The 26,198-nt window shown below is 68.3% G+C and carries 28 protein-coding genes and 1 tRNA gene; 9 read left to right on the top strand and 20 right to left on the bottom strand.

From position 1 onward, the window contains the following. Positions 1–24: 24 nt before the first annotated feature. The 3 genes from MU521_RS07650 to MU521_RS07660 all read right to left on the bottom strand — a co-directional run bounded on the left by MU521_RS07650 (position 25) and on the right by MU521_RS07660 (position 6,243). Complete coding sequence (locus MU521_RS07650; RefSeq protein WP_092690654.1) at positions 25–2,736, bottom strand: outer membrane protein assembly factor BamB family protein; 2,712 nt, start codon at positions 2,734–2,736, stop codon at positions 25–27. Positions 2,737–2,957: 221 nt separating this feature from the next. Continuing rightward, positions 2,958–4,514 carry a Coenzyme F420 hydrogenase/dehydrogenase, beta subunit C-terminal domain gene (locus MU521_RS07655; protein ID WP_092690652.1) on the bottom strand — a complete coding sequence of 519 codons (1,557 nt, stop codon included), beginning with the start codon at positions 4,512–4,514 and terminating at the stop codon, positions 2,958–2,960. After that, a complete protein-coding gene (locus tag MU521_RS07660) occupies positions 4,507–6,243 on the bottom strand; it encodes a nitrite/sulfite reductase (RefSeq protein WP_092690649.1) in 1,737 nt (578 codons plus the stop codon). The genes MU521_RS07655 and MU521_RS07660 overlap by 8 nt, the downstream gene beginning before the upstream one ends. Before the next feature lie 414 nt (positions 6,244–6,657). Here MU521_RS07660 and MU521_RS07665 point away from each other — a divergent pair, with 414 nt between their 5' ends. Then, positions 6,658–6,801, top strand: a complete 144-nt coding sequence (locus MU521_RS07665; RefSeq protein WP_175452823.1) for a DUF8595 family protein — start codon at positions 6,658–6,660, stop codon at positions 6,799–6,801. Between the two features lie 2 nt (positions 6,802–6,803). On the opposite strand, the gene ftsY is transcribed toward MU521_RS07665, so the two are convergent. The 6 genes from ftsY to surE form a co-directional block, all read right to left on the bottom strand. Further along, on the bottom strand, positions 6,804–7,931 hold the full coding sequence (gene ftsY / locus MU521_RS07670; RefSeq protein ID WP_092690646.1) for a signal recognition particle-docking protein FtsY: 1,128 nt from the start codon (positions 7,929–7,931) through the stop codon (positions 6,804–6,806). Between the two features lie 6 nt (positions 7,932–7,937). After that, entirely contained in the window at positions 7,938–8,405 is a 468-nt protein-coding gene (pfdA, locus tag MU521_RS07675) for a prefoldin subunit alpha (protein WP_092690644.1), read from the bottom strand. Continuing rightward, on the bottom strand, positions 8,402–8,575 hold the full coding sequence (gene rpl18a / locus MU521_RS07680; RefSeq protein ID WP_092690641.1) for a 50S ribosomal protein L18Ae: 174 nt from the start codon (positions 8,573–8,575) through the stop codon (positions 8,402–8,404). The genes pfdA and rpl18a overlap by 4 nt, the downstream gene beginning before the upstream one ends. Before the next feature lie 52 nt (positions 8,576–8,627). After that, a complete protein-coding gene (locus MU521_RS07685; protein WP_092690639.1) occupies positions 8,628–8,837 on the bottom strand; it encodes a YgaP-like transmembrane domain in 210 nt (69 codons plus the stop codon). A 34-nt stretch (positions 8,838–8,871) separates the two neighbouring features. After that, positions 8,872–9,882 carry an NAD(P)-dependent alcohol dehydrogenase gene (locus MU521_RS07690; RefSeq protein WP_092690636.1) on the bottom strand — a complete coding sequence of 337 codons (1,011 nt, stop codon included), beginning with the start codon at positions 9,880–9,882 and terminating at the stop codon, positions 8,872–8,874. Positions 9,883–10,038: 156 nt separating this feature from the next. After that, entirely contained in the window at positions 10,039–10,932 is an 894-nt protein-coding gene (gene surE / locus MU521_RS07695) for a 5'/3'-nucleotidase SurE (RefSeq protein ID WP_092690633.1), read from the bottom strand. A 122-nt stretch (positions 10,933–11,054) separates the two neighbouring features. On the opposite strand from surE, the gene MU521_RS07700 reads away from it, so the two are divergent. Genes MU521_RS07700 through MU521_RS07710 form a run of 3 tightly spaced genes read left to right on the top strand, consistent with a single transcriptional unit; the run spans position 11,055 to position 13,279 of the window. Then, entirely contained in the window at positions 11,055–11,633 is a 579-nt protein-coding gene (locus MU521_RS07700) for a magnesium transporter (protein ID WP_092690630.1), read from the top strand. Next, positions 11,633–12,190, top strand: coding sequence for a magnesium transporter (locus MU521_RS07705; protein ID WP_092690628.1), 558 nt, complete (start codon positions 11,633–11,635; stop codon positions 12,188–12,190). The genes MU521_RS07700 and MU521_RS07705 overlap by 1 nt, the downstream gene beginning before the upstream one ends. A 60-nt stretch (positions 12,191–12,250) precedes the next feature. Next, a complete protein-coding gene (locus MU521_RS07710; RefSeq protein ID WP_092690625.1) occupies positions 12,251–13,279 on the top strand; it encodes a nucleoside recognition domain-containing protein in 1,029 nt (342 codons plus the stop codon). Positions 13,280–13,719: 440 nt separating this feature from the next. On the opposite strand, the gene MU521_RS21615 is transcribed toward MU521_RS07710, so the two are convergent. Next, positions 13,720–14,577, bottom strand: coding sequence for a CBS domain-containing protein (locus MU521_RS21615; protein ID WP_349356956.1), 858 nt, complete (start codon positions 14,575–14,577; stop codon positions 13,720–13,722). A 96-nt stretch (positions 14,578–14,673) separates the two neighbouring features. On the opposite strand from MU521_RS21615, the gene MU521_RS07725 reads away from it, so the two are divergent. Both MU521_RS07725 and MU521_RS07730 read left to right on the top strand, forming a co-directional pair. Further along, on the top strand, positions 14,674–15,639 hold the full coding sequence (locus MU521_RS07725) for a lamin tail domain-containing protein (RefSeq protein WP_092690623.1): 966 nt from the start codon (positions 14,674–14,676) through the stop codon (positions 15,637–15,639). Positions 15,640–15,691: 52 nt separating this feature from the next. After that, the gene (locus MU521_RS07730; protein WP_092690621.1) at positions 15,692–16,813 is read left to right on the top strand and encodes a molybdopterin-dependent oxidoreductase; all 1,122 of its coding nucleotides are present in this window, start codon (positions 15,692–15,694) and stop codon (positions 16,811–16,813) included. Here the strand turns inward: MU521_RS07730 and MU521_RS07735 are convergent. From MU521_RS07735 to MU521_RS07745, 3 genes are read right to left on the bottom strand one after another with little or no spacing between them, the layout of a single operon-like run. Further along, positions 16,805–17,419, bottom strand: a complete 615-nt coding sequence (locus MU521_RS07735; protein ID WP_092690618.1) for an HAD family hydrolase — start codon at positions 17,417–17,419, stop codon at positions 16,805–16,807. The two genes, MU521_RS07730 and MU521_RS07735, sit on opposite strands and share 9 nt — an antisense overlap. Beyond that, positions 17,416–17,832, bottom strand: coding sequence for an RNA-binding domain-containing protein (locus MU521_RS07740; protein ID WP_092690616.1), 417 nt, complete (start codon positions 17,830–17,832; stop codon positions 17,416–17,418). Before MU521_RS07740 ends, MU521_RS07735 begins: the two co-directional genes overlap by 4 nt. Next, the gene (locus tag MU521_RS07745) at positions 17,829–18,389 is read right to left on the bottom strand and encodes an AAA family ATPase (protein WP_092690614.1); all 561 of its coding nucleotides are present in this window, start codon (positions 18,387–18,389) and stop codon (positions 17,829–17,831) included. Before MU521_RS07745 ends, MU521_RS07740 begins: the two co-directional genes overlap by 4 nt. Before the next feature lie 111 nt (positions 18,390–18,500). On the opposite strand from MU521_RS07745, the gene MU521_RS07750 reads away from it, so the two are divergent. The 3 genes from MU521_RS07750 to MU521_RS07760 all read left to right on the top strand — a co-directional run bounded on the left by MU521_RS07750 (position 18,501) and on the right by MU521_RS07760 (position 20,789). Continuing rightward, positions 18,501–18,605, top strand: a tRNA-Arg gene (locus MU521_RS07750). A gap of 386 nt (positions 18,606–18,991) precedes the next feature. Further along, positions 18,992–19,462, top strand: coding sequence for a YbaK/EbsC family protein (locus tag MU521_RS07755; RefSeq protein ID WP_092690611.1), 471 nt, complete (start codon positions 18,992–18,994; stop codon positions 19,460–19,462). A 91-nt stretch (positions 19,463–19,553) separates the two neighbouring features. After that, positions 19,554–20,789 (top strand): ABC transporter substrate-binding protein, encoded by a 1,236-nt coding sequence (locus tag MU521_RS07760; protein ID WP_092690609.1) that lies wholly within the window; start codon positions 19,554–19,556, stop codon positions 20,787–20,789. On the opposite strand, the gene MU521_RS07765 is transcribed toward MU521_RS07760, so the two are convergent. From MU521_RS07765 to MU521_RS07795, 7 genes are all read right to left on the bottom strand, one after another. Continuing rightward, positions 20,790–21,494: an ABC transporter ATP-binding protein gene (locus MU521_RS07765; protein ID WP_092690606.1), complete on the bottom strand. Its 705-nt coding sequence runs from the start codon at positions 21,492–21,494 to the stop codon at positions 20,790–20,792. Next, complete coding sequence (locus tag MU521_RS07770) at positions 21,494–22,336, bottom strand: ABC transporter ATP-binding protein (RefSeq protein ID WP_092690603.1); 843 nt, start codon at positions 22,334–22,336, stop codon at positions 21,494–21,496. The genes MU521_RS07765 and MU521_RS07770 overlap by 1 nt, the downstream gene beginning before the upstream one ends. Beyond that, complete coding sequence (locus tag MU521_RS07775; protein WP_245681158.1) at positions 22,333–23,646, bottom strand: branched-chain amino acid ABC transporter permease; 1,314 nt, start codon at positions 23,644–23,646, stop codon at positions 22,333–22,335. The genes MU521_RS07770 and MU521_RS07775 overlap by 4 nt, the downstream gene beginning before the upstream one ends. Beyond that, positions 23,643–24,743: a branched-chain amino acid ABC transporter permease gene (locus tag MU521_RS07780; protein WP_092690601.1), complete on the bottom strand. Its 1,101-nt coding sequence runs from the start codon at positions 24,741–24,743 to the stop codon at positions 23,643–23,645. Before MU521_RS07780 ends, MU521_RS07775 begins: the two co-directional genes overlap by 4 nt. A 154-nt stretch (positions 24,744–24,897) precedes the next feature. Then, a complete protein-coding gene (locus MU521_RS07785) occupies positions 24,898–25,560 on the bottom strand; it encodes a translation initiation factor IF-6 (RefSeq protein ID WP_092690599.1) in 663 nt (220 codons plus the stop codon). Positions 25,561–25,562: 2 nt separating this feature from the next. Beyond that, positions 25,563–25,838 (bottom strand): 50S ribosomal protein L31e, encoded by a 276-nt coding sequence (locus MU521_RS07790; protein WP_092690597.1) that lies wholly within the window; start codon positions 25,836–25,838, stop codon positions 25,563–25,565. Next, entirely contained in the window at positions 25,838–25,990 is a 153-nt protein-coding gene (locus MU521_RS07795) for a 50S ribosomal protein L39e (RefSeq protein WP_077206110.1), read from the bottom strand. Before MU521_RS07795 ends, MU521_RS07790 begins: the two co-directional genes overlap by 1 nt. Positions 25,991–26,198: the final 208 nt, after the last annotated feature.

Below are 26,198 nucleotides of genomic sequence, written 5' to 3' on the forward strand. Positions count from 1 at the left end.
CCGACCGTCTCGGGGAATCACGGGTCATCCCTCGATGGCGGCGCGGAGTTGCCGCTTGAAGTCGTAGGGGGACGCGATCCGTTCGTCGGGGTCGACCGCCATCGCCTCGCGGATCGCCTCGGCAACGGGCGGTGAGAGGAACGCTTCCGCATCGTCGGACGGCCACAACGTTCCGTCACGGATCGCTCTCGGGAGGTGATCGACCCGCTCGCCCGTCCGGTCGCCCGTGAGTACTTGTGTCGCGATCGCACCCAGCCGATACACGTCGGTCCGGGAGCCGGCGTCGTCCCCGTCGAGTTGCTCGGGGGCGGTGTAGGGCGTCGGTGGAACCGATCCGTCCGTGGTCGTTCGGACATCCCGAAGCACGCCCCAACCGGCGACAGTGGCCTCCGGTCGGTCCTCCCCGTCGGTCAGGAACACGGCCTCCGGTGTGAGTCCGCCGTGGGCGAAGTTGTACAGTCCCGCCGTCCGGATCGCCTCGGCGAGGTCACTCACGACCTCGAACCGGTCGGTCCCGTCGAGATCCGTTATCGCTTCGTCGAGCCTCGCAGTCCCGGAATCGAACGCGACCCAGGGTCGCGGCTCCGTGTCGCTCCCGTAGACGGTCGCTATGTGCGGGTTTTTGCTTATGCTCTGCCACTCTCGAACCGCACCCGTGAACGCCGACCGTGCCGCCTCGTCGGCGGCGATATCGGGCGCGAGGACGTATACTCCGGCGTCAGTCACGCCGACCTCGTCCACGAAGCGCCCGTCGTAGAAGTGGACTGGCCCCTCGTCGTCGAGGACCCGTGCCAACTCGAACGCCGGACAGTCGTCGGCGAATCGCTCGGCCGTCGTCGTCGGTTCGGCGGTGGCCGCTGGCGCCTCGTCTCGCTCCGTATCTGTGGGTTCGGCCCCCCGGTCGGCGTCGGTTGGTTCCGCCTCCCGATCCTCGTCGTGCTGCTCCGAGTCTGACCCGTCGGCGTCCGATTCGACAGTCGTCTCCGCAGTCGCATCGGCCGTGCTGGCCGGGGCGAGTTCGCCAGTGGCACAGGTCACAGAGCCGTCGGCAGCGTGAACGACGAGCGCATTTCCCACAACAGCGGGAGCCGACATCGCACCGGCCACCGGGTGTGTGAACTCGTAAGCACCGGCGTCGGCGGTATCGAGCGCGACCATATCACCGTCGGTTCCGACGTAGAGGGTCTCCCCGACGACCGACGGGCCCGTCGTCGCATCGACGAGCGTCCGCCACTCCTGGTCGCCTGTCCCCTCGTCGAGCGCTCGCACGGCCTCCACAGTCGTCTGGTACACCCGCCCGTGTGCGACGGCGACGGTGGAGGACCCGCTGCTCGTCTCGTCACACCACCGTTCGTCCCCCGTCTCGGGGTCCAGTGCCCGGATGCCGTCACGACCCGACGCGACGACCACCGATCCCAGGCTGACACGTGGCGTCCGACCGGGTGCATCCGCGCTCCATCGTGCGTCGCCGTCACCGTCAGGGACCGCCACGATGCCGTCCCGCGTCGCGGCGTAGACGGTCCCGTCACCCACTGCGAGGTCGGTCACACGTGCGTCGAGGGCCGTCCGCCACTGCTGTCGCCCGGTGTGTTTCGAGAGGGACAGCACGGACTCGGTCGTTCCGGCGTAAATCTCGTCGGCGGCGACGAGCGACGTGATCTCACCGGCGGCCGTCCACTGTTCCTCGCCGTCGGACGTGTGGACCGCTACGACGCCGTCGTCGGTCCCGACGACGGCCAGTCGGTCCGTGACGACCGGGGGCGTCGATGCCTCGCCGTCGAGGTCGACGGTCCACTCGACCGCACCGGACTCCAGATCGACGGCCAGCAGACTGTCGTCGTCACAGACGGCGTAGACCGTCCCGTCGTCGACGACGGGTGCCTCGGCGACCGATCCCCCGTCCGGAAGCCGTTGCCAGGCCGTCCCGGGTTCGGAGACCGGACCGACCTTCCCGGGAACGGCCCCCGTCCGCGCCGTATCGTGGCCCGCCATCGGCCAGTCCGCAACGGTTTCATCGGTGGTGGTCGGTTCGGATCCCCTGTCGTCGGACGGTCCCGAACCAGAAGGGGCTGACAGGACTCCGAAGAGACCGGGCAGTGAGATGACCAGGGAGACGATGTGGGCGATAAGCGTCACCTCGAGAGTGAGGTGCAGATAGCATGATTGAGAGACGGGTCGACAGGCCGGAGCCCAGACGATATCACCCAGGTAGAAGACGTGAAGCGGGAAGTAAAACACCGCGATGAGTGCAATCGCATAGATACTGGCCCCTGCAATCGAGCCGCCGTTTCCGACCGACCTGAAAGAGGTCCACGGGACGACCAGAACGAGCAGAGATCCAACTGCGAGAATCGCTGGCGGGAGAAGCATGATTGTTCCGATGCTTACGACTTCGGCACCCCGGAACGGCCCCGAGGTGAACACGAGCCGGTCCAGACCGTCGACGAGTGCGGACCCAGACGGTGAGAACAGGAGCAGATACGCGAATATCCCCATGGACAGCGCGTAGGTCAGAGCCATCGCCTTTCCGAGACCGAGCGCGTCGAGGACCACGGCGAATCCGAGCGTCCCCGCCAGTAATCCGAGAACGGTCGTCACCTGTAACATCCGCACGATAGGACGGATCTCGTAGGTGTATACCCCCACAGTAAAGACGACCATCGCACTCACCAGCACCCACGTGAGCAGGAACAGTCTCTCGACGTTCCGTCGACCGAGCCATGCCCGTAGTCCCATGTATCGTTCCCCGTTCCGGCGTCGACGTTACGCGACCCCAGTTGTCGATTTTCTATCCCCCATCTAATATAAACTTACTGGACAGTCGAGGGTACTGCTTCGGTTCAGGGGCAGCGCAACGAGAATCCCGGACCCGCTCGGGAGGCTGATCGAACTGTGCCAATAGCAGGCCGACGTCTAGGGAGAGCGTGTCGATAGGCGCCTCCGGGGGACGGCACCGTTCAGTGGTCGCTCTCGTGTGGATTCACCGTCGTCCCGTACTGCTCCGCGTGGTCGGTGTAGTCGATGAACCGCGGCGCGTCGGGGTCGAACGGCCGCTCCAGCGACTCGAAGGCTTTCTTCTTGTCCCAGGACTGGAGGCCGCCGATGGCCCCGCGGTCCTCGAGGTCGTGGTAGTCCAGGTCGGGTTCGGTCAGTTCCCAGGCCTCCATCCCCCGCTCGGTCCGGACGATGACGCTGGAGTACTCGTCGCTCGACCCCACGGAGCCGACGGTGAGGTCCGCGGCGTAGCCGGTGAAGTCGGCGCACTCGTCACAGCCCTTGAGCGCGGCGTCGTGGAAACTCTCCACGTCTTCGACCAGAATCTCGCCGCTGTCGTGGTCGTAGACCCGCATCTCCCCGTCGAGCACGTCGAGTTTGCCGATCTCGTCGGGGGCGATTCCCCGCTTCTCTTCCAGTTGCTCGCCGATGAGCCGGTGGTAGTTGAAGTTCTTCGTACACATCAGCGCGATGGTGTACTCGACGGCGCGGACGCCGGCTTCCTGGCTGGCGTAGTCCCACTCGAAGTCCTGCAGGGCGCGGATCCCCTCGATTTCACAGGGCGTGCCCACGAGGGCGAGCGAGGCTTCATCGACGGGCACGTCGAGTTTGTGCGCCCAGCGGTCGAGGTCGAGGTTGCCGAGCGCCAGCGTCTGGTTGTAGAAGCTCCCGGCGTTCGCGATGCACTCCGCGGGCGTCGTCGCGAGGAAGCTCTCGGCCTTCCAGGGCTCGTCCGCCGACTCGGTGGCGATCAACGCGCCGTCGATCTCGCCGGCTTCCAGCAGGTGAATCAGAATCGACGTGACCAGTCCGCCGTCCTGTGCGTCCGCCCGCCAGTCGTCCTCGACTCGCGCGGAGAACTCCGTGATCGGGTCGCCCGCGCCTTTCACGTTGTCCTCGCCGCCGGTGATCTTCCACTGGCGCTCGTAGCGCAGGCCGCCGCGGGGGCAGAAGTCCCAGCACAGCGAACAGCCGGTACACATCTTGACGAGTTCGGGCAGGTCGTCCTCGCCGACGCCGATGGAGTCGGAGGGGCAGGCCGCCACGCAGGTCCCACACTGGATACAGCGGCCGTCCTGGATGACCGCCTCGTCCAGTTCCATGAACCAGGTCTTCTCGTCGGGCGTCTCGATGTCGTTCATCTCCGCGCGGACGCCGTACCCGGGCGTGTCCAATTCGGCACCCGCCGGTGGGTTCACGCGCTCGTCCGGCGGCCCGTTCTCCACGTCCTGGCTGACGCCCTCTGCGGGGTCGGTGAACTCGACGTCACCGAGGCTCCCGTCGGCGTCGACGTTGGCCGGCGTCGCACCGCCGTCCGCCCGGCGTGGTGACGCGCCGTCGGTCGCGGCAGCGTCCGCCGACCGTCCACACCCACACTCGCCGGTCGTACAGCAGTCGTCGCCGTCGCTCCGATGGGCGTCGCCACCCCCGGGCACGCCGGGGAGGGGACCGTCACGGCCGGCCGCGTCCTCGGCCAGTTCGGGCGCGGCGTCGGCGGGCGGCTCGGCGTCGTCAGTCATCGGCAGTCCCCTCCTCGTGGGCGACGCCGCCGGCGACGTTCGCGTCCGCTCGCTGCATGATCCCCCGGAGGCGGTCGTTCCCGACGCGACGGGTCCACTCGTAGAATCGCTCACCCGCCTCGCGCTCGTCGACGTAGGCCGCGAACAGTTCCTCGAGCGCGGGGATCACGGCGTCGGCTGGCACCGCGGTCTCCACCCAGTCGAGGAAGGCGTTGTCTGACCCGAGGCTCCCGCCGAGGCCGAAGTCCATCCCCTCGACGATGTCGTCGTCTTCGTCCGGGGCCGAATCGCCGGTCCCGTCTCGCGGCTCACGCCCCACCTGCACCGTCTCGCCCCGGAACCCGATGTCGGCGATCTGTGGCTGGGCACAGGAGGCCGAACAGCCCGACAGGTGCATCCGCACCACGTCGAGGTCCTCGGGGGTGTCGATGCGCTCGTCGAGTTCGCGCGCCCACCGCTTGATCCGTTTTTTCGTCTCGACGATGCCGTAGTTGCAGAACTCGCTCCCCGTGCAGCCGACCGCGCCTCGCGCGAACGGGCCGGGGTCGGGCTGGTAGTCGGCGGCGAACGGCTCCGCCAGCAGGTCGTCGACGTTCGCCTCGGGGACGTGGGTGAGCAGGAAGCTCTGGTCGGTAGCCAGACGGACGGTCGATTCGTCGGTGCCGTACTCGCGGGCGGCGCGGGCGGCGGCAGCGAACTCGTCGCCGCCCATCCGACCGCCGACGACGTTGAACCCGACGTACCGGAGCCCGTCCTCGCGCTGGTCGTGGACGCCGACGTGGTCACCGCGGTATCCCTCGGTCAGGTCGGCCCCTCGCTCGGGGAGGGCGACGGCACAACGGTCCCGGACGGCGTCCTCGAACGCCTCGGCCCCGAGCTGTTCGACGAGGTAGCGCATCCGGCAGACGCCCCGATTCGACCGGTCGCCCAGTTCCTTGAACGTCTGCGCGACGGCCCGACAGAACTCCACGGCGTCCTCTGGCGGGACGAACACGTCCAGGTCCGAGGCCATCCGCGGACCGTCCGAGAGGCCGCCGCCGACCCGGACGTGGAAGCCGTAGTGGGGCTGCCCGTCGATTTCCTTCCGCGCGGGCGTCAGCCCCACGTCGTTGATCTGTGACTGGGCGCAGTCGGCCCGACAGCCGGTGACGGTCATCTTGAACTTCCGGGGGAGGTTGGCGTACTCCCGGTTCTCGGTGAAGAAGTCGGTGATCGCGTCGACCACGGGCTGGGCGTCGAAACACTCGTCGTCGTTCAGACCGGCCGCCGGACAGCCCAGCACGTTCCGGGCGGAGTCGCCACACCCCTGGATCGTCGTCAGTCCGACCTCGCCGTACCGCTCCCAGATGTCGGGCACGTCCTCGAGTTCGATCCAGTGCATCTGGATGTCCTGTCGGGTCGTGATGTCGAGGAAGGCGTCGCCCCACAGTTCGTTCTGGTTCGCACCGCCGTACTCCTCGGGGGCGGTGGCGTACTCCGCGGCCACCTCGCCGACGACCTCGGCCTGCTCGGGGGTCAGGTGCCCGCCGGGCACCTTCGTCCGGAGCATGAAGTAGCCGCGCTGTCGTCCGTGGGCGTACATGCCGGCCCACTTCAGCCGTTCCCACTCGCCGTCACCCGCTCGCGCCTCGATTTCGTCGAAGGTCAACCCCGCCTCGGCGTACTCGCGGACGTCCGCGACCACCTCCAGCGGGTGTTTCTCCTGTTTCCATCGTTCGACCGTGTTCATGGTGCCTCCGGGCGAACGCAGTCACGTTCCGACCGAACTCCAGCACCGACTCCCGTGCGTCCGCGTGTGACTGTGACTCCCACACACGGACGTAGACCCTCGCCTTCCGGACGCTGCTGCCAGTGCCGCCCGGAACCGTCAGACCTTGCCGCTATGTGTGACGCGGTGCCATTTCACGAACGCGGTCGAGTGGCGGGCAGCGGCCGTCTACTCGGGGACGCGTGTGACGTTCCGGTGACCTGACAGACCCCGCGTGTACGACCGGGCGAAACCGCCCGACGGAATCCACCGGTCCCGTTCGGCCCAGTCGCCGTCCCGTCGTCGTTTACCCGGCAATTGTTGCTGGTTACGGCGGGCACAGGCGAACGCGGGGGCCAGGCGGGCGCTTTTGCGTGCGTCGCTCGTATCGGTGGTATGGCAGACTCGGGTGAGCCGGCCCCGGAGGGCGACGACGCGGCGGACGGCCAGGAGGAGCGCCCCGACCACCTCGACGACCTCGACGACGTGGTCGGCTGTACGGGTGTCTGGGAACGGCTTTCGGAACGGCGCGAGGAGTGAGGTCAGGCCGCCGCTTCGCCGGCCTCGGCGTCCTCGTCGTGGCCGAGCAGGCGGTCGACGATGACCTCGGGGTCGAACGGTTCGAGGTCGTCGTAGTCCTGCCCGGTCCCGAGAAAGAGGATGGGTTTGCCCGTGACCTGTGCGATGGAGATAGCCGCGCCACCCTGCGGATCGGCGTCGGCCTTGGTGAGGACCGCGCCGTCGATAGCGGCGGCGTCGTCGAACTCCCGGGCGCGGTTGACGGCGTCTTGCCCGGCCACCGCCTCGTCGACGAAGATCGTCATGTCCGGCTCGATCACGCGGTCGATCTTCTCCAGCTGGTCCATCAGGTCGTTGCTGGTGTGGAGCCGACCGGCCGTGTCGCCCAGCACCACGTCCACGTCGTTGGCCTCGGCGTACTCGACGGCGTCGTAGATGACCGCCGCCGGGTCCGAGCCCTGCTCGTGGGAGATCAGCCGCTCGTCCAGCGCGTCGGCGTGTTGCTGGAGCTGTTCGTTCGCGCCGGCCCGGTATGTGTCGCCGTTGGCCAGCACCGTCGAATAGCCCCGCTCGTCGAGCCACTGGGAGAGCTTGGCGATGGTCGTCGTCTTCCCGACGCCGTTGACGCCCGTGAAGATGATCGAGACCGGCTTGTCGGCCTCGGCGATTCGCTCCTCGAAGTCGAACTGCCCGACGCTGATCACGTCGATCAGCGCGTCACGCAGCGCCTCCTCGACCACCAGTCCCGTGGTCTTGACCTTCGAGCGCGTCTCGCCGATCAGGTTCTCGCGGATGCCCCGCAGGATCTCCTGGGCGACGCTCATCTCCACGTCCGAGGAGAGCAGCGCCAGCTCCAGCTCTTCCAGCGGGCCCTCGAGGTCGTCTTCCTCGATAACTTCCTTGCCCGTGGCCGCGAGTTTCGCCCGCTCCATCAGCCCGCGGTCGCTGTCGCCGTCGTCCGCGTCGGCCTCGGGTTCGGGTTCGGGTTCCGTCCCGGGTTCGCCCTCGACCGGTTCTTCCCGCCCGTCCGGCTGGTCGGCGTCCGCGGGTTCCGTCTCGGCGTCGGCGTCCGCGGTCTCCTCGACCGGTTCGGCCTCCTCCTCGACGTTCTCTTTGAAGCTGTTGAGCTTGTCTTTCAGTCCGTCGAACATGGCCCCTTACTCGTCGTTGCCTTCCTGCTCTTGCATCTGGGCCATCTGCTGTTGCATCTGCTGTTGTTGCATCTGCTGGGCCTTCTCCTCGAGTTCGTCGCTCTCGGCCTCGACCTCGCTGATCTCCTCGCGGATGTCTTCGATCCGGTCGTCGAGGGTGTCTTTCTTGTTCTCCAGGGTATCGACGGCGTCGTTCTGGCCGCGCTCGGCCGCGTACCCGCCGCCCAGCGAGACGATGATTTCGTCGATGTCCTGGATCTCGGCGCGGACGTACGCGTCGCCGCCGAGGGGCACCTGCACCGTCTCGCCCGTTTCCAGCGTTTGAATGGCCTCGATGGCCTCGTCGATCTCGGTCTGTTCGGCCTGCAGCTCCTCGATCTCGGCTTCGAGGGACTCTTTCTCTTCTTCGAGGGCCTGGATCTCTTCGGCGAGCTGCTGGAGCTGGCCGCCGCCACCGCCGCCACCGAGGCTCATTGGGCCACCTCACTGACTTCGACCTGTGTGCGCTTCAGGCCGTGCTTGGAGCCGAACTCGGCGAAGGTGTGTTCGACCGCAACGTCCTCGTTCTCGGCTTCGATAGTCTTCTCGAACGATTCCCATCCATCGCGGGCCTGCCATCGACCACTGATGGTAAACTCGGTCATGTTCGGGACGTGCGGGACCGACGCGGAAGAATGTACCGACCTCACCTCTACCCTATTCCTCGGACGTATCGATCCCGAGTGCCGCGTTCAGGCCACAGAAACAGGTCACGGCGTTGAATCCGAACGCGAGCGCGCCGATCCCCGCGAGCAGTCCAGTGGTTCGGTTCCCCGTCCGAAGCGTGGCGACGGCGACGACCGTCAGGACGACCGCCAACAGTGCGCGCCCCGTCCGGTCGATGCCGCCGACGTTCGTCTCGGCCATACGCGTCGTTGGGCCGCCAGGGACTTAATTTCGGTCACTCCGGCACGAGAACGGCCCGCCGGTCCACGTCGCCGTCCTCCAGTCGGTCGTAGGTCCCGACCAGATCCGCGAAGCCGACGGGTTCGACGCCCACGTCCAGCCGGCCCGCCTCGGCCAGATCCAGCACGTCCCGGAGCTGGTCGATACTACCCCAGAAGACGTTCGTACAGACGAGTTCGCTGCCCACGAGCGGGTTGAAGGAGAGCTCGAAGGAGCCACCGCCGATGCCGACGATGTAGAGCCGGCCCTGCGTGCCGAGCGCGTTCCCGCAGGCCTGCAGGGTCTCGTCTTTGCCGACGAAGTCGATGGCGGCGTCGGCCCCGTCGTCGGTGACGCGCCGCACGGCGCTCTGGATGGACTCCTGGGTCACGTCGATGGTCACGTCCGCGCCGAGGTCCTCGGCGAGCGCGAGTTTCTCGGCGTCCTGGTCGGCGGCGACGACCTGCGCGCCGGTCATGGCGGCGAACTGGACGCCGAACTGACCGAGGCCGCCGATTCCCACGATCAGGAGCGTGTCGGTCGGCGCGAGGTGATCACGGGCGCGCTGGACCGCGCGGTATGGGGTGAGCGCGGCGTCGGTCAGCGGCGCGGCCTCGACCGGATCGATCTCGGTCGGGAGGACGTATTTGGCGTCGGGGACGACCACGAAGTCCGCGAGCGCGCCGTCCTGCCCGATGCCGGCCCACTCCAGCACGTTACAGAGCTGGTCGTCGCCGCGGGTGCAGACCTCGCAGTGACCACACCCCCAGCCGCCGAAGACGACGGCGCTCGTACCCGGATCGAGGTGGTCGACGCCGGGGCCGGTCGCCGCGACCTCGCCGGCGGCCTCGTGGCCCAGCGTCCGCGGCGTCGGGATCGGCAGGTCGCCGTGCATCAGGTGCAGATCGGAGTGACAGAGCCCGCAGGCCGACACGTCGATCAGGACCTCGCCCGGGCCGGGTTCGGGCCGGGGGACTTCCTCGACGACCAGCCCCTCGTCGGGACCGTGGAAGCGTGCGGCGCGCACGGTCAGTGCCCCTCCGTGGCGGTCGGTCGTGACTCTGTACTGGTCCCCGCTACCCGTCGTATCATGCTATCGGACAGGAACGGCTCCGGTCCAGTAAAGGAACCCCCTCGTGAGGCGGGCAGTATAAGAGTGGGGGCGCGGCCCGGAAGGTGCGACTCAGGCCCCGTCGTCGCGGCGCTGTTCCTCGTGGGCGCGCTCCCTGGCGCGCTCGCTGTCGTTGTAGCCGTCGACCACCTGCTGGAGCGACCCGGTCTCGACGGACAGGGCGGGCGCGGTCAACGGCGAGACGCTGACCTCACCCTCGACGAGGGCGCGGCGGTCCGACCCCACCGGATACCGCTCCCGGAGGTCCTCGTCGGCGGGGAACGGACTCTCCCAGCCGACCGTGTTGGGCCAGACCACGTCGCGGATGGCGATGTCACCGTCGCGTGGCTTGCCGATGTCGACCTCGTCGCGCTCGGCGGCCTCGTGTTCCACGTCCACCGCATAGTCGTGGTGCGGTTCGGTGAGCCGCATCGCGGACTCGGGTACGTCGACGGGCGCGTTGACGTTCAACACGTCGGCATCCTCGAACACCGGGCTGCTCTGGCTCCGGACGAGCAGTTCCCGAGCCACCTTCGCGGGGCGGCCGAAGTCGTACTCCTCGGGCGGGTGGACGAAGAAATCCTGGGCGTGGTAGGCGGAGATGGCGATGCCTGGCACGTCGAGGAAGGCGGCTTCGATGCAGGCACCCACAGTCCCCGAGCGGCCGACGACGTAGTTGCCGGCGTTGGGGCCGTGGTTACAACCGGCGACGACGAGGTCGAAGTCGGCGTCGAGGCCACCGATCCCGTAGGCCACGCAGTCGGCGGGCGTCCCGTCGATAGCGTAGCCCCAGGGGTGCTCCTCACGGGTGGTGCGGTGAGTCCGGGTCCGGCCCGTTCCGCTCTGGTTGTCCGTCGGTGCGACGACAGTCACCTCGGCGACCCCCGTCAGTTCCTCGTACAGCGCCGCCAGCCCGGGGGCGTCGATGCCGTCGTCGTTCGTCAACAGCACGTGGGGGGCAGTCACGGTCGGTGGTTGGGGCCCCGACGCGTCAGTCTTTCGGGCCTGTCGTGATTCCTGTCCACACGCACCACGGCAGTCGGCCGGGCTACCGGGGTTTTTGTCTCGGGGGTTCGTTGGGCCGGCCAATGACCGTCCGCGAGGTCGCCGCCGAGGCCTACCGCGAGGCGCTCCCGGTGCTGGCCGTGAGCGCGGTCGGTGGCCTGTTCGCCGGCGTCGTCCTCGGCGGGATGGAGGCGGAACTGCAGGCGGTCCCCGGTCTCCTGATGCTCGTCCCCGCCCTGCTGGCGACCCGCGGGAACGTCTACGGATCGCTGGGCGCGCGGCTCGCCTCCGCGCTCCACCAGGGGCTGATCGAGCCGACGCTGAACCTGGACGACGAGCGGTTGCGGGACGCGGTCGCGGCGGCGCTGGCGAACGGGGTCCTCGTGAGCCTCTTTGCGGCCGTGCTGGCGTTCGTCGTCCTCGCGGTGCTGGGACGGCGGGTCGCACCCGTCACCACGCTCCTCGGGATCGCCGGTATCGCCGGACTGATCTCCGGCCTCCTGCTGACGGCGGCGGTCGTCGGCGTCGTCTTCCTGGGGTATCGCCGCGGCTACAACCCCGACACACTCGCGGGGCCGGTCGTCACGACCACCGGCGACGTGGTCGGCGTCGCCACACTCCTGCTCGCCACGCGAATCGTCCTCGGGCTGGGTGGGCTCTGATGGAGACGCGCTGGTCCCCCGGCGCGATCATGCGCACGATGCTCCCCATCCTGCTGGTCCTCACCGGCATCGAACTGGCGAGCGGGTTCGTCCTCGATACCTTCGAGGGCACACTCCTCAGGTACCCCTCCCTGCTGGTGCTGGTGCCCGTTACCATCGGGATGGCGGGAAACCTCGGGAGCATCCTCGCGGCGCGGCTCTCGACGGTGGTCCACCTCGGCCTGCTCTCCTTCGAGCCGGACGACGAGTACCTGCTGGGCAACGCCGTCGCGACGTGCGGGCTGGCGCTGACGCTGTTCCCGCTGGTCGGGGCCGGCGCGTGGCTGGCCCAGACGCTCGTGGGTGGCTCCAGACTGAGCGTCGGGACCGTCGTGCTGGTGGCGTCCGGAAGCGGCGCAGTGCTGGCGGTGCTGGCAGTGGTCGTGACGCTGGTGACGACCTACGCCGCCTATCGGTTCGGGCTGGACCCCGACGACGTGGTGATTCCCGTCGTCACGAACGTCTGTGACGTGCTGGGCGTCGTGGTGCTGTTCACCGTCGTGCGACTCGTGGTGTGAGGGGCGGTGTGGCAGGCAGGATAGTCAGGGCTTTGACCGCCAGATTCCAAGGGACGCCAAATGGCACCGGAGCCGACGGCGTTGCTGGTGGAGGTGTTGGTCCGCGTGGCGTCGATCACGGTCTTCATCGCCCTGGGGGTCGGCCTGGCCAGCGTCGCCGTCGAGTTCGGCGCGGTCGAGTACATCGCGGGCTTTGCACGACCACTGACACAGCCGGCGAACCTCCCGCCGGAGGTCGGGACGGCGATTCTGGCGACGACGGCCTCCCCGACCGCAGGATACGGCATGCTCGCCGAGTATCGGGAGGCCGGCCTGCTCGACGACCGGGCGACGCTCGTGGCCGTCACGATGAACACGTTCTTCGGGTTCGCCCAGCACATCTTTACGTTCTATGCGCCCGTATTGATCCCCATCCTCGGCCTGAGAGTGGGCCTCATGTACGTCGGGGCGCGGGCGCTGATCTCGCTCGCGATCACCGCAACCGGTGTTCTGGCGGGCGCACTCTTGCTCTCGGAGCGAAACGTCGACACCACCGTGGAGGCCGACGTGGACGAGGCGGCGGCGGGAGCGGAAGCGGACGGCGGCGAGGTGCAGGATCGCCGCGCCAAGCTCCGGGCCGCCGCCGAGAGCACCGTCGAGAAGGTCCGGGACATCGTGCCGCGCCTGCTGGTCGTCTACCTGGTCGTCGCGACGCTGGTGGCCTACTACGCGGAGTTCGTCACCGTCCTCTTCGGCAGTCCGGACGCGCTCGGCATCGCGGGCGCGGTCGCACCACTCACCGGAGCGCTCGGTCTGCCGAGCGCGGCGATCCCGGCCGTTGCAGTCTACGCCGTGGACACGACCAACGGGGCGATCTTCGTCGCGCCGCTGATCGAGAACGGGACGTTCACCGCGCGGGCGGCCGTCGCGACGATGCTCGTGGGCGGGATCGTCTCCTTCGCCGTCTCGACGTTCAAGCGGTCGATCCCCTTCCAGTACGGCATCTGGGGTCGCGAGTTCGGGTCGAAAGTGATCGTCGTCAACACGGTACTCAAAGTCGTCTTCATCGCCGTGGCACTCGTCGTCCTGCTCGCGCCGTCGGCGGTGTGAGAATCGGGTCACGCACAGCGCGGCAGCTCTGGACCCGAAAACAACCGAAAAGTGGAGGCCTCAGAGTGCGTGGCCGGCGACCGGCTGCTTGGCCTCGATTTCGGTGTTGTAGCAGGTGTTGCAGGCGTACTCGTTCAACTTCGTCGTCTCGTCGTTCAGAGCCATCCGTGTCCCGCACTGTGGGCAATACATTATGATTGTATAAGGACTGCCGCCGACCTTAATTCTTTGCATCTGATAGGTTTGGTGAGCCGTCCCACGGCACGAGGTAACGAACTGAGAGGAACTGACGGGGCGTTTCCGGCAGTCAGGAGACGGATCGGCGGAAAGTCGGAGAAGCGTGTCGGCTGAAGACGGTCAGGCCGTGTCGGTGATCGGGTCGGCGATGACGACGGCTTCACCGTCGATGACCTCGTCGCCGTCGGTGTGGACGCTGGTGGTCAGCCGGTAGCGGTCGTTCCCGAGGTCCTCGACGACTTCACACTCGGCGGTGACCTCGCTCCCGATGTCGACGGGGCCCAGGAAGGAGGTGTCCTGCGAGAGGTGAACGATGAGGCCGGGCAGGCGGCCAGCGCGGCGCTGACGACGCCGGCAACGAGGGTTCCGTGGGCGATGGGGTGGCCGAAGCGGGTGCCCTGAGCGTAGTCGGGGTCGAGGTGGAGGCGGTTGGTGTCGCCGCTGGCCTCGGCGAAGGCCGCCACGTCCCCCTGGGAGAGGGTCTTGGTGAACTTCACCACGTCACCGACCTCGATGCGGTCGTCGTGGGGGCCGAGGCTCTCGAACTCCCACTCGTCGCGCTCGTAGGCGGTGTCGACGCGGTCGCGGTGGTGGTGGTCGGCCGTCGAGCCACCGCTGGCTTTCGTTCGCCGGCTGAGCTGAGGCAGGTAGTAGGAGATGTCGGTCGTCGTGACGATGCCAACGAGGTCGCCGTCGCCGGACTGCGTCCGGCTACCAGAGGCGCTTCGCGCCTCGCTGTTGTCGAGGACTGGGAGTTTCTTGATCGTGTGCTCGCGGAAGCGGTCGACGGCCGTCTCGATGGAGTCGTCGGCGTCGACGGTGACGACCGGACCGGACATGCAGTCGGCGGCGGTCACCGTCCCAGCGTCGTACCCCTCGGCCACCAGTCCGACCACGTCCAATTCAGTGACGATGCCGACGGGGTCGCCATCCTCGACGACGACCGCCGAGCCGATATCCTTCCCGTGGAGCAGTTCGGCGACGGCGGCGGCGTCGAGGTCCGGACTGATCGTCTCGACTGTGGGGTTCATTACCTCGCGGATGGTGACGGGGACGAGCATTCGGTGACACCTCCGGGGCCGGATTCTCTGTGCCTTGGGGTCACCCCACCACCGGTCGGCCTCGCCGCTCAAGTAGCTGGCCCCCACAGGCGACGTATGGACCGTGCCGTCGTCGCCCTCGTGGTCCTCGTCGCCGCGAGCGGCTGTCTCGGAGTCTCGCCGGACGGCTCGAACGCGCCGGGGACGCCCGCACCACCCGCGGACGCCGACCTGGCGAACAGCTACGCGGTGACCGTCACGGCCGTGGTCGACGGCGACACCGTGACGGTCCGCTACCGGAACGGCACGCAAGACACCGTCCGCCTGCTCGGCGTCGACACGCCCGAGACGGGCGGCGAGAACGACGCCGCCGAGTTCGAGGGCGTCCCCGAGACCGCAGCCGGCCGGGCGTGTCTCGCCGAGGCCGGCCACGACGCCACCCGCGCGATGACCCAGCGCCTGCTGGGCGAGACCATCACGCTCGGTGTCGACGCCGAGAGCGACCGCCGGGGCTACTACGGCCGCCTGCTGGGCTATCTCTACCAGGACGGTGAGAACGTCAACTACTGGCTGCTCACCGAGGGCCACGCCCGCGTCTACGACAGCCAGTTCACCGAACGGGAGGCCTTCGACGCCGCCGAACAGCGAGCGCGTGCCGACGGCACTGGACTCTGGACCTGCGCGACCGAGGACCCGCCGACGGCGACCGGAACGGGCGACGGCACCGTCGCCGCGGACGGCGGCACGGTCACGGGCGCGCTCGCGATCACCGAGATCCACGCAGACGCCGCCGGCGACGACCGCGAGAACCTGAACGACGAGTACGTGCGCTTCGAGAACCGCGGCGAGACGGCGCTGGACCTCTCGGGATGGACCGTCGCCGACGCGGCCGACCACCGGTTCCGGTTCCCCGATGGGACGACGCTCGACCCCGGCGCACGACTCACGCTCCGGACCGGGAGCGGGACCGACTCGGCGACGACGCTGTACTGGGGTCAGGGGAGTCCGGTCTGGAACAACGGCGGCGACACCGTGACCGTGCGGGCCGCGAACGAGACCGTGATGGCGCGGCAGGCGTACTGAGCCGCCACCGACCCGTCCGAGCATCCAAGCCCGTCCAGCCCCGAGTGGGGGTATGGGCGTGCTCGCCCGCCTGGCACCGCCGCCGAGCCTGGTCGACTGGTCGATCCTCGCGCTGGTCGCGTTCGAGGTCGGGTCGGGACTGGTGAGTCTCACCGTCGGCCAGCCCTCGGGCGCGTGGCTGTTCACCCTCCACGCGCTGGCTGGCTTCACGCTGGTCGCCCTGCTGGGCTGGAAGTTCCGCCGCGTCCGTCGCCGCGTCACCGACCGCGATCTGTGGGACGACGGCACTCCGGTCTCGATCCTGCTCGGCACGCTCGCCTTGGCGACTCTCGGGACCGGCATCTACTGGGCGCTGTCGGGGCCCGTCCGGATCGCCGGCTGGCCGCTCCTCTTTCTCCACATGGTCCTGGGCACGCTCGTCGTCCCCGTCTTGCTGTGGCACCTGCGCCACCGGTTCCGGCTCCCCTCGACCGCGGGGATAGATCGACGACGGACGACCCTCCAGTACGGGGCCCTGCTGGGCTTCGGCGCGCTCTCCTGGAAGGCCCAGCAGGTCGCCGGCGACGCCCTCTCGCTCCCCGGTCGGGACCGCCGGTTCACCGGCTCCAAGGAGGACGGGAGCGACGACGGCAACGCCTTCCCGGTCACCAGCTGGGTCGCCGACGACCCCGATCCCATCGACCCCGACGCCTGGACCCTGACCGTCGCCGGCGCGGTCGCGACACCCCTCGAACTCGATTTCGACGCCCTCCCCCCCGACTCCCGGTCGGCACCGCGCCAACGCGACGGATCGGCCGCTGACACCCCCGTCGGCGCGACCAGCGAGCGGGCCGTCCTGGACTGCACCAGCGGCTGGTACTCCGAACACGACTGGGCGGGCGTCCGCGTCGGCGACCTGCTGGATCGAGTGGAGCCGGCCGACGACGCCGCCTGGGTCCGCTTTCGCTCCGTCACGGGTTACTACTGGAGCCTGCCCATCGAGGAGGCCCAGAACGCGCTGCTGGCGACCCGCGTCGACGGCGACCCGCTCGCGCACGGCCACGGGTTCCCGCTCCGACTCGTCGCGCCCGGCCGCCGCGGCTTCCAGTGGGTCAAGTGGGTCGAGCGCGTGGAAGTCACCCACCGACAGGATCTGGGTCAGTGGGTCGCCATCTTCGTCAGCGGGCTAGACTAGGGCGTCCAGCGCCCCCCAGAGACTGGGGCCGTCGTCCTCGTAGTGGATCGGAACGAACCCCGCCTCGCGTGCGGCCTCGACGTCGCCCTCGTAGTCGTCACCGACCATCACGTACTCGTCGGCGTCGACCTGCTCGCGGGCGTACTCGTAGATCGCCGGATCGGGTTTCGCCGCACCGGCCCCGGGCGCGGTCACGACCGTCTCGAAGAGGCCATCGAGGTCGTGGGCCGCCAGTTTGGCCATCTGTCGGTCACGACTCCCGTTCGTGAGGATCGCGAGGTGCTCGGTCTCGGCGAGCGCCGCCAGCGCCGACGGCGCGGCCTCGGGCACCGTCGTCGCCTCGATCTCGGCCTCGCGGAGCGCGTCGGTGAGTTCGTCCGGCGCGACCTCGCCGTCGACCGCCGCCGCGACCGCCTCCGCGCCCGCCCGCTCGGCCCCGGAATCGAGCGCCGCCCGCCGCTCGTCGAGCGTGTCGAGGTACGTCTCGACGAGTTCCGGGTCGGCCTCCCCGAGGACCGTTTCGAGTCCGCGCTCGACGACGGTCTCCCGGTCGGCGGTGTGGGAGAGCAGCGTGCCGTCGACCGCGAAGAAGATCGCACCCGTCATCGGTCGTCGGACTGGACCGGTCGCCCCTCCTCGGTCGCCGGCGCGACGTGGTCGATGTACTCCTCGACGGACGGCTCCTCGACCCGCACCCGGACGTGGAGGTCGCCGAGTTCGCTCGGGTTCCCCACCGCGAAGGTGACCACGCCCTCGAAGGCCGGCTGTTTCTTCAGATCGAAGCTGAACGTGTCGCCCTGCCGGTTCTCGAAGCAGACCTTGCGGGCGGCGTCGAGGATCTCCTGGCGGTGGAGCGCCTCCGAGAGCGTCTCCAGACTGTGGGTCTCGGCCAGCAACTCGCCCGGTCGCTCCTCGATCTCGGCGTCCGGGAAGAGGTTGCGGATGGCGTCGGCCACCCGGTCGGTGACCTCCGTGTCGTTGACCGGCGCGGTGATTTGCACGTCGACGCTGTAGATCATCGTACCGCCTCCGGTCCCTCGTCGAAGACCGTCCGAATTTGTTTGCGGAACCGTTCGAGCGTGTCGGTGTTCTCGATGGTCACGTCGGCCCGCTCCATGGCCTCGCCCATCCCGAACCCGAGTTCGCGTTCGTCGCGCTCCCGCAGACTCTCGCCGCCCTCGGTGTCGTCGCGCCCGCGGTCGGTGATCCGCTCGCGTCGCACCTCGAACGGTGCTTCGATACTCACGAGATAGAACTCCCCGCCGAACCGGTCGCGAAAGGCCGCCAGTTCCACGTCCGACCGGAGGCCGTCCACGAGGACGGTGTCGGTGTCCTCACCGGCCAGTCGCTCCTCGATCAACGGCAGGGATCGCTCGGCGATGGCCGCGGGCCCGTTCTCATCGCGGAGTTTCTGGGCGATCTCGCCGTGGTGGCTGGCCGGGTCCAGCCCGCGGTCCCGGCACTCCCGGCGGATCACGTCGCCCATCGTCACGACCGGCACGCCCAGCTCGCGGGCGACCTCCGCCGCCTCGCCTTTCCCACTGCCCGGGAGGCCGACTGTCCCGATAACGGTCATTACCAGCCGGTAGTCCCGAGGCGCGCTTAAGGGCTGTGACTGGCCGTGGCGGTCGAAACCGGTCCCCGAAACCGAGGTTCTTTTTGTCCCTCACGGTACAGTCCAACCCGAGGGCACGTAGCTCAGTCCGGACTAGAGCGTCGGACTTCTATCACCTGCAGTCATCTGCCGGTGGAAGCCATCCGATGGTCGTGGGTTCGAATCCCACCGTGCCCGTTATCTGCGAACGACAGTGAGCAGTAACGGCACCGGATTTGAACCACGGCAGACCGAGCGAAGCGAGGTCTGGCATCGGGTGAAAATCCCACCGTGCCCGTCCACCATTTTTGCGTCGGGTGCGCCTGCGGCGCACCACTCCACGAAAAACGTGGGCGAAAAAGACCTCCACGCTCGCTACGCTCGCGTGAAGTGAACCGCGGCGCGAAGCGCCGCGGATGCTGGTGCAGGCAAATGCCAGCCAGCGCCAGGCCTGACGAATTTCAGAGCGAGATTGACGTGATGGAATCGACGGTCGACACGTACCTCGGAACGTACCGCGGTGCAACTTCTGACACTCTCTCGACGCCAGCAGAATTTTCAGCCCCCCACACCTCAGCGGGGGTATGCATCCCCGAGCCGAGGAGTTCGCCGAGACGGCCGCCGACCGCTACGGTATCGCAATCGACGTCCACGAGTTTGACGAGGGGACCAAGACGGCTGCGGACGCGGCCGAGGTGGTCGGCTGCGAGGTGGCACAGATCGCCAGCGGCCTCGTGTTCGCCGCCGACGACGAGCCGATTATAGTCGTCACCAGCGGGGCCAACCGCGTGGACGAGGCCCATCTGGCCGACGAGATCGGTGCCGAGGAGGTGGCGATGGCCGATCCCGACCTGGTCCGGGACGCGACGGGCTACGGGATTGGCGGCGTCCCGCCGTTCTGTCACGACTCGGAGATCCGGAGTTACATCGACGAGACACTGCTCGACCACGACGAGGTGTGGGCGGCCGCCGGGACGCCACAGACGGTGTTCCCCGTCGATCCCGAACGGCTGGCCGACCTCGCCGACGCGACCCCGGTCCCGGTGACGGACTGAACCGTCGGGGCTACCGGGGGCTGTTCGACCGGATATTGTGAGCGAGTGACACGGGAGTATTTATATTGTGAGAGTGAAACACGTACCATATATGGTACGGCGAATACGGAGACGGCAGGTACTCGGAGGAATCGCAGGGGCCGGTGTCGCCGGCCTGGCGGGGTGTACGGGTGGCGACGGCGGCGGGAGTGGACGCACGATCAAGATGGGGCTGTTGATGGGCGTCACCGGTGGGCTGAGCAACCTGGGGCCGCCGATCCGCAACGCGGCCCAGCTGGTGCCCCAGCAGGTCAACGACGCCGACACCGACTTCGAGGTCGACGTGCAGTTCGAGGACACGGCCACGGCCGCGAGCCAGGGTGTCAGCGGCGGGAACGCGCTGGTCAACGCCGGCTATCCGATGATCTGTGGGGCGCTCAGTTCCGAGGTCAGCCTGCAGGTGGCCAACCAGGTCGCGATTCCCAACGGAATCACGATGTGTTCGCCGGCCAGTACCGCGCCGGACTTCACGACGCTCGAGGACAACGACTACTTCTTCCGGACGCCGCCGACCGACGCCCTCCAGGGGCAGGTCCTGGCCCGGATCGCCTCGGAGCGGCAGGGCCACAGCAGCGCGGCGACGCTGTATCTCAACAACGCGTACGGGAACGGGCTCTCGGCCGGGTTCGTGGACTCCTTCGAGAACGAGTTCGGTGGGACCGTCACCGCGTCGGTGTCGTACTCGGAGGGGCAGAACTCCTACAGTTCGCAGTTGAGCGAAGCGCTGAGCGACGATCCCGACGTGTTGCTGGTCGTCGGCTACCCCGGGAGCGGGGTCACGATCTTCCGGGACTACTACAACGACTACAGCGCCGACCGGGACATCCTCGTCTCGGACGGGCTCCAGTCGGGTGATCTCCCGGCCAACGTCGGGCGCAGCATGGACAACGTCACCGGGACCGCGCCGCTCGGTGAAGGCCCCGGCGTGGAGTTCTTCACGGAGCAGTACCAGCAGGTCTACGACGCGGATCCGTCGGGGAAACCGTTCACGCGGCAGTCCTACGACGCCGCGGCCGTGCTGGTACTCGCCAACGCCGCCGCCGGCGAGAATGCCGGCGCTGCGGTCCGGGACAACATGCGCACGGTCGCACAGGGCGACGGCCAGGAGGTCACGCCGGGCAACCTCGTCGAGGGCATCGAGATGGCCGCCAACGGCGACGCCGTCAACTACCAGGGCGTCTCCGGGCCGGTGGCGTTCGACGAGGCGGGCGACCTGGCGGCGGCCACCTACGAGTACTTCGAGTTCACCGACTCCGGCGTGGAGACGGTCGAGACGATCACGCCCTGATTAGCCGCCGAGGAAGTCCGCACGGACCCGCTCGTCGTCGAGCAGGGCCCTGCCGGTGTCCTCGTGGCGGTTCTGTCCCTGCACCAGTACGTACCCGCGATCACACCGACGGAGGGCCTCCTTCGCGTTTTGCTCGACCATCAGCACCGCGGTCCCCGCCTCGTTGATCTCGTCGATCCGGTCGAACATCTCCGCGACCAGGTCCGGAGCCAGCCCCGCGCTGGGTTCGTCGAGCAAGAGCAGATCGGGGTCGAGCATCAGCGCCCGCCCCATCGCGAGCATCTGCTGTTGGCCGCCCGAGAGCGACCCGGCCCGCTGGCCCTGGCGCTCTTCGAGGATGGGGAAGCGCTCAAACACCGCTTCGACCCGGGACTCGGGGACGCCGTCGAGGGTGTAGGCCCCCATCTCCAGGTTCTCCCGCACCGTCAGCCCGGCGAACACGTTGTCGCTCTGCGGGACGTAACTCAGCCCGCGCGTGATGATCTCTGAGGGGCCCAGCCCGCTGATCTCCTCGCCGTCGAACTCGATGGAGCCCCCCATGTAGGTGGTCAGCCCGAAGACGGACTTCATCACGGTGGATTTGCCGGCGCCGTTGGGGCCGACAATGGCGACGTACGCCTCGCTGCCCACGTCCATGTCGACGCCGTCGAGGATCTGCAGGTCGCCGTAGCCGGCGTCCAGATCGCGGATCTCCAGCAACGCCATCAGACCTCACCTCCGAGGTACGCCTCCAGCACACGGTCGTCGTTTTTGACCTGCTCGGGCGACCCCTCGACCAGCACCTCGCCCTGGTGAAGCACGATCACCGGCTCACAGTGGTTCATGATGACGTCCATGTCGTGTTCGACCAGGAGGAAGGTGTAGCCGTCGTCCCGTAGCGAGTGGAGCCGGTCGAGGAGTTTCTCTTCGAGCGTCGGGTTGACGCCGGCCAGTGGCTCGTCGAGCAGGATCATCTCGGGTTCGATCATCAGGACCCGGGCCAATTCAAGGAGTTTGCGCTGGCCGCCCGAGAGCGCGCCGGCGTACTCCTCGGCGAGGTGGTCGAGTTCGAGAAACTCCAGGGTCTCCCAGGCCTGCTCGCGCAGTTGCTCCTCCTGCCGGACGACCTCTTTCCGGACACCGGGGAGGACCGCCCGCCAGAGGTTCTCGCCGACCTGGCCCCGCGGCGCGAGCATCGCGTTCTCCAGGACCGTCATCTCGTCGAGTTCGCGGGCGATCTGAAAGGTCCGGACGAGGCCGCGGTTAGCCGCCTGGTGGGGTCGCCACCCCGTGATGTCGGTCCCGTCGAAGACCACCTGCCCGCTGTCGGGCGTCTGCACGCCCGTGACGAGGTCGAAGGTGGTGGACTTGCCCGCGCCGTTGGGCCCGATCAGGCCGGTGATCGTGCCCCGTTCGACCTCGAAGGTCGCGCCGTCGACGGCCGTGATCCCGCCGAAGGACTTCTCGAGTTCGCGGACCTGCAAGAGCGGGGCGTCGGCGTCCGCGTCGGTCGTCGCGGCCGATTCGTCGGCAGGCGCGTCATCGCTGTCGGGCGCGGTGGTCGTCATCGATCCTCACCTCCGGGCCGCTCGCTGAGATCGACGCTCGCGGCCGTCTCGGTCCGGTGGCCGAGCAGGCCTTCCGGGCGGTTCTGGATGAGGTAGATGAGGACGACGCCGAGCAAGACGAGGCGGAGCGCCGAGACGTTCACGTCCGAGATGGTGTACGCGAGCAGGGGCGTCACGTCCAGCGACGCCAGCGGGCCCACGGCCTCGAAGATGGTGCTGGGCGTCTGGCCGATGCCGATGTCGACGTACTGCGTGACGACCCGGCGGACGAAGTTCGGCCCCTCGAACAGCAGGCTCGCGAACACCGCGCCGCCAACCACGCTCCCGGTGTTGGACCCGGCCCCGCCGATGATGAGCGCGACGAACACGTAGAAGGTCGTGATCGGCCGGAAGTCCGCCGTCGAGGCGAGGCCGCCGATCCGCCAGAGGATGGCCGCCAGTCCCATCAGTCCACAGCCCAGCGCGAACACCTTCACCTTGAACAGGCGGGTGTCCTTCCCGAGGGCACCCGCGACCGTCTCGTCCTCGCGGATAGCCTTCAGCACGCGCCCGAACGGCGAGTTGCCGACGCGGCGCAACAGCGCGTACACGCCGGCGACGACGAACAGGAGGACGATGGCGTACGCCGTCCCCTCGACGACCGGGGCGCGGACGCCAATGGCCTCGAAGGTCCCGAACACCGCCTCGCCGAAGGCCGAGGGCGGCGACGTGACCTCCTGTGAGTTCTCGTAGAACAGTATCCGGATCGGGTTGGTGGGCAGAGACATCCCCGTCGAGCCGCCGGTCCCGAGCGACAGCCCGGCGACCGAGAAGGTCTCGAACACCGGCGACCGGTAGGTCAGCCGGACGATCTCGGAGAACGCGAGCGTGACGATAGCCAGGTAGTCACCGCGCAGGCGCAGGGCCGGCAACGAGGCGACTGCCCCGACCAGTGCGGCGGCGATGACGCCGCCGAGGATGCCGATGGGAAGGGGGAGACCCAGCCCCGGCGGGTTGGTGGTGGGTGCGGTGCTGAGCATCCCCATCGTGTAGACGCCGACGGCCATGAAGCCGGCGACGCCGAGGTTGAACAGGCCCGTGTACCCCCACTGGAGGTTCAACGCCAGCACGAGCATCGCGTAGATAGCCGAGAGGAACGTGATCCGGCGGAGCGTGTTGACGATCCCGCCGAGATCGTATCCCAGCACGAGCGAGACGCCCGTGAACAGTGCGTATAGTCCGACGGCCAGCACCAGCAAGAGTGCGGCGTCGCTCCGGCCGTCGAACCACTCCGAGACGGCGGCCATGCCGTCGTCGACCCGGGCGCTCATACGGTCGTCACCCCCCCGAGCAGACCCTGGGGCCGAACCAGCAACATGACGATCATCACGACGAACGCCGCCGCGATGATGAAACTCTCGGGGAGCCACACGAGCGAGAGCCGGCTCGCGAGCCCGATCACGAGCCCACCGACCATCGCGCCGTAGACGGAGCCGATGCCGCCGAGGATGACCGCCGCGAACACGAGCAAGAGGAGTTGCCAGCCGAAGCTCATGGTGAGGGCACCGCGTTCGAGCGCGATCAGGAACCCGGCCGCGCCCGTCAGCCCGGCACCCAGCAGCCAGGTCGTGCGGATCACGCGTTCGGTCGGAATGCCGCTGACCTGTGCGAGGTCCTCGTTGTCGGCCATGGCGCGCATGGCGGTGCCGAACGTGGTGTACCGCAGGAGGACGTGCGTGCCGATCATCAGCGCCACCGCCAGCACGGCCAGCGTCGCCTCGTGTGCGGTGATCGTCACCGATCCGCCGCCGACGGGGAGGTCCCACGAGGGCGTGGCCTGGCCGGCGGTCAGTCCGCGTGGCCCGGTCTGGAGCGTGAACACGAGCAGATAGCGGACCGCGAGCGCGACGCCGACGCTCGCGATCAGCAGGGCGATCCCCCGCTGGCCCCGCATCGGCCGGAAGACGATCCGGTCGATCAGGAGCGCGAGCCCGGCGGTCACCACCACCGAGACGACGAGGCCGAGAAAGATCGCGACGGGAGCCGTCGTGACGCTGATGCCGAGCGTCCGCGACGACGCCCGCAACAGCACGAGTGGTTGGGCCTCGAACGAACCCAGTCCGGTGACGAGAAACGCAGTGATCCAGCCGACCACGCCACCGACGGTGATGTAGTCACCGTGTGCGAAGTTGGCGAAGTTGAGAATGCTGTAGGTCATCGCCAGCCCGATCCCCGCGAGACCGAGCGACAACCCGAGAACGGTGCCATCCTTGACGAATCCGGCGAGACTCGCGGCCGTGAGCGCGCCCGTCCCGAGTTTGCGGAACAGATCGGCAACGAGAAGGGCGACGAAGAGCCCGAGGGCGATGAGGACCGCTCGCTCACGGACGAACGCGACGAGGGTGTTCGTCTCCGTATCTGTGGCCATACTGTCGCATATGTGGCGAGGTATAAAACGTTCACAGACTCTCGCGGTCACGCGACCCTCGCGGGAGACCCCGTCGGTCGCCGACGTATCTGCCAGGAGAACTACATACGGCGGCGGGCTGTGAGTTCCAGTCGAGCGCCGCGATCCGGCCCAGTCAGATGTAGCCCAGCGCGTCCTCGATCCGGCCCAGTTCCGGACCCGTGGTGTCCTCGCCGACCACGTAGCCGTTCTCGTTGGCCAGCAGGCCCGACCCGACGAGCGGGCCGCCGTAGTTGATCGTCCCGATGTCGGCGGGCACGTCGAGCAGGTCTTCGAGGAAGTCCAGTTCCTCGTCGGTGGTCTTGGGGTGACAGAGGACGCCGCGGTTCGTGGCGACGGCGGCGGTGCCCACAGTTCGAACGCCCGCCAGCGTGCCGCGTTCGACGGGCACGTCCAGCGCGTCTTGCACCGTCTGGACCGCCTCGCGTGAGAGGTCCGGGTGGAGGTACGCGCCGGTGTCGTTGGCCAGGACGACGTTGCCGGCGGCGGTGATCCGGCCCGGGAGTTCCGTCACGGAGAGCGAGACGGCGTCTTCGATAGTCTCGCGTTCGCGGTCGGTGGCGCGGCCGCTGACCAGCAGGCCGTTCTCGTTACCGGTCGCCAGCGCACCGACGGTGCCCGAGCCGCCGACCGTCGTCGGGACGGCCGGGACCGCGAGTTCGTCGGCGAGGTCCGAACGGAGGTCCTCGTCGACGTCGGGGCGGACCAGCAGACAGTCGTCGGTGGCCCGGGCGAAGACGCCGACGTACGCCGAACCGGCGAAGGCCGCGCGGAGCAAAGCTATGCCGTCTCTGCTTCGACGACGGCCTCGCCCTCCTCCTCGAAGCGGGCGGCCCGCACGCGAAGCTTGCTCGGGGGCTTTTTTTGGCCGCGTTCCCAGATTTCCTCGTTGATCGAGGGGTCCAGTCGGACGGCGTCGCCCTCGACGCTGAAGTGCTGGGCGAGGTGTTCGCGGATCAGCGTCATGGCCTTGCCGGCGCGTTCGTGTTTCGGTTCCGCGTTCACGTCTCGAAGCGGGACGGTGATGACCCGCTCCTCGAAATCACTCGCGCTCATTATTCGTCGGTGTCGCTGTTACGCCAGCTACGACGCTGGGGGTTGCGCTGGACCTCGCGGTCCGTCTTCAGCATGACCCACGCTGGAATTCGGCTGTTCTGGCGGTCCTTCTTGGCGAGACGCTTTTTCTTGGCCTTCGACTTCTTACCCATGGTGCCCGTCTCTACCCCGCCGCGGCTTAAATTTGTGTTCTTTCGTCCCCACCTTTTTCCGTCGTTCGAGAGAGCGAAGCTCTCTCGTGATCCCGAAAGAGCGCGAGCGCTCTTTCGGGCGACCTCGGGTGGCGAGCGAGGCTCGCCACCGCTCGGCGCAAAAACGTGGGCGAAAAAGGCCGAGCGCTCGCTCCGCTCGCGCTCGGTA

This window comes from Halorientalis regularis (assembly GCF_023698535.1).
Taxonomy (GTDB): Archaea; Halobacteriota; Halobacteria; order Halobacteriales; family Haloarculaceae; genus Halorientalis; species Halorientalis regularis.

Coding starts and splice junctions, on each gene's coding strand:
- MU521_RS07650 (WP_092690654.1), bottom strand. CDS start 2,736: ATGGGACTACGGGCATGGCTCGGTCGACGGAACGTCGAGAGACTGTTC.
- MU521_RS07655 (WP_092690652.1), bottom strand. CDS start 4,514: ATGACTGACGACGCCGAGCCGCCCGCCGACGCCGCGCCCGAACTGGCC.
- MU521_RS07660 (WP_092690649.1), bottom strand. CDS start 6,243: ATGAACACGGTCGAACGATGGAAACAGGAGAAACACCCGCTGGAGGTG.
- MU521_RS07665 (WP_175452823.1), top strand. CDS start 6,658: ATGGCAGACTCGGGTGAGCCGGCCCCGGAGGGCGACGACGCGGCGGAC.
- ftsY (WP_092690646.1), bottom strand. CDS start 7,931: ATGTTCGACGGACTGAAAGACAAGCTCAACAGCTTCAAAGAGAACGTC.
- pfdA (WP_092690644.1), bottom strand. CDS start 8,405: ATGAGCCTCGGTGGCGGCGGTGGCGGCGGCCAGCTCCAGCAGCTCGCC.
- rpl18a (WP_092690641.1), bottom strand. CDS start 8,575: ATGACCGAGTTTACCATCAGTGGTCGATGGCAGGCCCGCGATGGATGG.
- MU521_RS07685 (WP_092690639.1), bottom strand. CDS start 8,837: ATGGCCGAGACGAACGTCGGCGGCATCGACCGGACGGGGCGCGCACTG.
- MU521_RS07700 (WP_092690630.1), top strand. CDS start 11,055: ATGACCGTCCGCGAGGTCGCCGCCGAGGCCTACCGCGAGGCGCTCCCG.
- MU521_RS07705 (WP_092690628.1), top strand. CDS start 11,633: ATGGAGACGCGCTGGTCCCCCGGCGCGATCATGCGCACGATGCTCCCC.
- MU521_RS07710 (WP_092690625.1), top strand. CDS start 12,251: ATGGCACCGGAGCCGACGGCGTTGCTGGTGGAGGTGTTGGTCCGCGTG.
- MU521_RS21615 (WP_349356956.1), bottom strand. CDS start 14,577: ATGCTCGTCCCCGTCACCATCCGCGAGGTAATGAACCCCACAGTCGAG.
- MU521_RS07725 (WP_092690623.1), top strand. CDS start 14,674: ATGGACCGTGCCGTCGTCGCCCTCGTGGTCCTCGTCGCCGCGAGCGGC.
- MU521_RS07730 (WP_092690621.1), top strand. CDS start 15,692: ATGGGCGTGCTCGCCCGCCTGGCACCGCCGCCGAGCCTGGTCGACTGG.
- MU521_RS07735 (WP_092690618.1), bottom strand. CDS start 17,419: ATGACGGGTGCGATCTTCTTCGCGGTCGACGGCACGCTGCTCTCCCAC.
- MU521_RS07740 (WP_092690616.1), bottom strand. CDS start 17,832: ATGATCTACAGCGTCGACGTGCAAATCACCGCGCCGGTCAACGACACG.
- MU521_RS07745 (WP_092690614.1), bottom strand. CDS start 18,389: ATGACCGTTATCGGGACAGTCGGCCTCCCGGGCAGTGGGAAAGGCGAG.
- MU521_RS07755 (WP_092690611.1), top strand. CDS start 18,992: ATGCATCCCCGAGCCGAGGAGTTCGCCGAGACGGCCGCCGACCGCTAC.
- MU521_RS07760 (WP_092690609.1), top strand. CDS start 19,554: ATGGTACGGCGAATACGGAGACGGCAGGTACTCGGAGGAATCGCAGGG.
- MU521_RS07765 (WP_092690606.1), bottom strand. CDS start 21,494: ATGGCGTTGCTGGAGATCCGCGATCTGGACGCCGGCTACGGCGACCTG.
- MU521_RS07770 (WP_092690603.1), bottom strand. CDS start 22,336: ATGACGACCACCGCGCCCGACAGCGATGACGCGCCTGCCGACGAATCG.
- MU521_RS07775 (WP_245681158.1), bottom strand. CDS start 23,646: ATGAGCGCCCGGGTCGACGACGGCATGGCCGCCGTCTCGGAGTGGTTC.
- MU521_RS07780 (WP_092690601.1), bottom strand. CDS start 24,743: ATGGCCACAGATACGGAGACGAACACCCTCGTCGCGTTCGTCCGTGAG.
- MU521_RS07790 (WP_092690597.1), bottom strand. CDS start 25,838: ATGAGCGCGAGTGATTTCGAGGAGCGGGTCATCACCGTCCCGCTTCGA.
- MU521_RS07795 (WP_077206110.1), bottom strand. CDS start 25,990: ATGGGTAAGAAGTCGAAGGCCAAGAAAAAGCGTCTCGCCAAGAAGGAC.